The sequence below is a fragment of the Mangrovibacterium sp. genome, from assembly GCF_059905295.1.
This window is the reverse complement of the sequence record NZ_JBZQJF010000292.1, coordinates 1-3,024: the sequence shown is the minus strand read 5'-3', so window position 1 is coordinate 3,024 and position 3,024 is coordinate 1. Positions and strand designations below refer to the sequence as shown.

Here is a 3,024-nt window from a genome sequence, read left to right as displayed (position 1 = left end):
GGTTCGGGCAACAGCAGTGGGCTTCGAATTTCCGAATGTTGAAGTTGCTGTTATTGATCCGGAAACGGGTGAAGAATGTCCGGATAATGTACAAGGCGAAATGTGTTGCCGTGGCTACAATGTTATGAAGGGCTATTACAAGAATGAAGAGGCTACCCGCCATGCCATTGACAAAGAGGGCTGGCTGCACTCGGGCGATTTGGGTATACGTGGTGATGATGGCTTTTTCCGGATCACCGGGCGCATCAAGGATATGATTATCCGAGGTGGTGAGAATATTTACCCTCGCGAAATCGAGAACTACTTGTTTAAAATGCCGCAAATTGAAGCTGTTGAGGTAGCCGGCATTCCTAGTCCGAAATATGGCGAGCAAGTTGGTGCTTTCATTAAATTGAAAAAAGGACAAACACTCACAGAAGAAGAAGTGCAGGAATATTGTCGCGGACAGATTGCCCGTTTCAAAATACCCAAATACGTGTTGTTTATCGATGGCTTTCCGATGACTGCCAGCGGTAAAATTCAAAAATACAAGCTGAAAGATCTTGGTATCGAGCTATTGAAAAAGCAAGGAATCGAGGTTGTTTAAGCAATAAAAAATATCTAATTCCCGGGAATCACGAACAGATTTCTTGAGGTTAAATGAGGATTACGCTCGAAGCGCTCTCAACCTTTTTATCAAGACAGGAATTTAAAAAGACTCACCCCTGCGGGGTGAAATATGGGTAGCCCCAGGTAAAGTTGGGTTCTGACGAATGTCGGAATCAAGCGGCACCCGGGGTAGGAGTGGTTTGTTTGCCTGCGCCGCATTGTATTAAAAATCCTTTCTCGTTCTGTTCTTGTTTTTATCCTCGAGCTGGACGGGCTTATCCTTTTCCAATCGATGAAAAGGATACAAACCGCGAATTCTCGGGGTTGTCAAAACGAACCCTCTGCCGGACGTTTTGACGGCCCGTGCACCCCTTCTGATTTGCATTTTTGCGACAAGGTTCCTTTTTCGGACCGGCCTTTTTTTATCAAGGCCGGAATCAAACTGAAAGCTTAGTGCAAGCGAGAAGTTCCGACGGAGGAGGAAATCACTCGCTGAACTTAGCTTTCAGGAAGATGGAGGGTGCAGATAAAAATCCGCCTTGACTTTTTTTGTATCCTTTTTGGTGTCAAGACAAAAAAGGATATGGGGTTTGGGGCAACGCCCCATCGTTTGTCTTCAAGCCGGACAGGCTTTTACTTTCTTCCTGCAGTCGAAGAAAAGCTTGCTAGGCTCAGATTGGTATACAAAGAAGACCGTCGCGGAATGAAAAAGAGACTTTCAGAAATAAAAAAGAGCAGTAGGAATTACCTTGCTGCTCTTATTATTTTTAATTATTATGCTTTTTATGCGGTCTGTTTTGGTTGCCTTTTGATTGATTATTCCGTTTGAAGTTCCGCTTTTTATTCCGTTTCTTTTTCTGAATCACTTTCCACTCGGGGCCTTCTCCCAGTTCAGGCGGTAGCGGAGCTTTAAAGACTTCGTTTTCAATCAGCTCTTCAATTTGCTGGAACTTATACATGTCGTCCTCATTCACAAAAGTGAGCGCAATACCTGTTGTATTGGCCCGGGCTGTTCGCCCGATTCGGTGCACGTAATCTTCGGCATCGCCGGGTACATCAAAGTTGACAACCAGGTTGATGTCTTTGATGTCAATACCGCGACTAAGTACGTCGGTTGCGACTAAGATGCGTGTTTGCCGTGCGCGGAACTTCATCAACACTTCTTCGCGTTCTTTCTGTTCCAAATCCGATGAAATGCCTTGAGCATCCTGGTTTTTCTTTTGCAAAGCCCGGACAATGCTGTTTACCTTTCGCTTTGTTGAGCTGAATACAATAATACTTTGACAATCCTCTTTGCCGGCAATAAGCTGTGCGAGCAATGGAATTTTCTGTTCTTCGTGGCATACGTAAGCAGCTTGCAGAACACCCTCTGCCGGTTTACTGATCGCTGTCGCAAACTCTTTTGGATTGGTGAGTACCTTGGCTGCCAGCTGGCGGATTTTTGGCGGCATGGTTGCGCTAAACATCAGTGTTTGGCGCTTTTCGGGCAAGTGACTGAAGATCCGGATAATATCATCGTGAAAACCAATGTCGAGCATGCGGTCGGCTTCATCCAAAACAACATATTCAATACTCTTCAGGTTGGCAATATCGTTGTCAATAAACGAAATCAACTTACCGGGTGTTGCCACAATAATATCTACACCGTCCTCGAGTGCTTTACGTTGTTCATCCCATTCTTTACCGTCGCCGCCACCATAAATGGCGCATGAAGTAGTTCCGGCATAATAGGAAAATCCCTGAACTTGCTGCTCAATCTGAATGGCCAACTCGCGGGTTGGAACAATAATCAGGGCGCGGGTAGCACCGGCATCCCGTTGAGCTACCTTTTCAATAATTGGCAGCATGAAGGCAGCGGTTTTTCCGGTGCCGGTCTGGGCACAACCAATCAGGTCGTGACCTTCGAGAATAATTGGAATTGTATTTTCCTGTACTTGTGTTGCTTCGTCGAAGCCCATATCGTATAGGGCATCTAAAATATCATCGTGTAAGTCGAACTCGTGAAACTTCATAAAAATGAGGGACTAAATTAGCTGTAGCGGAGAGGTCCCTTTCAGGGAAAGAACTTGCTCTTTGCATACTTATGCAAAAATAGCAAATTTTAGCAGACGATGTTGAATGCCCTGATATATATCCTTTTTGTTAAGTTGTTGCAACTTTTGCTTGTCATTGGGGGTTGCAGCTTTTAACCGCGCGTGAATTGTTGTTGAGGTCTGTGAAGCGGAAGGTTTGGTAAGGAAGAAGACGCGGTTAGAAGCTGCATCACCGGAGGGGAAACTTTCCCAAAGCACCAAACTTTGGGAAAGTTGATCATGGTGTTACGATGGTTCAATTATACCGAGTATTTCGAGGTACTGCGGATGTTCTTCCAAGGCTATGCGGGCAATTTCAATATAATCGCTGTACCATTCCTGTAATTGGTCAATGGCCTGGTCG

The 3,024-nt window shown here is 45.2% G+C and carries 2 protein-coding genes; one reads left to right on the top strand and one right to left on the bottom strand.

From position 1 onward, the window contains the following. Positions 1–586, top strand: a 586-nt coding sequence (locus AC37HE_RS14900) for an AMP-binding enzyme (protein ID WP_500783649.1), incomplete at its 5' end; no start/stop codon positions are given. A 769-nt stretch (positions 587–1,355) separates the two neighbouring features. On the opposite strand, the gene AC37HE_RS14895 is transcribed toward AC37HE_RS14900, so the two are convergent. Next, positions 1,356–2,600, bottom strand: coding sequence for a DEAD/DEAH box helicase (locus tag AC37HE_RS14895; RefSeq protein WP_500783648.1), 1,245 nt, complete (start codon positions 2,598–2,600; stop codon positions 1,356–1,358). Between the last annotated feature and the right edge of the window lie 424 nt (positions 2,601–3,024).

What these genes read in the sequence shown, in the direction of transcription:
- AC37HE_RS14895 (WP_500783648.1), bottom strand. Translation starts at nt 2,600, where the DNA reads ATGAAGTTTCACGAGTTCGACTTACACGATGATATTTTAGATGCCCTA.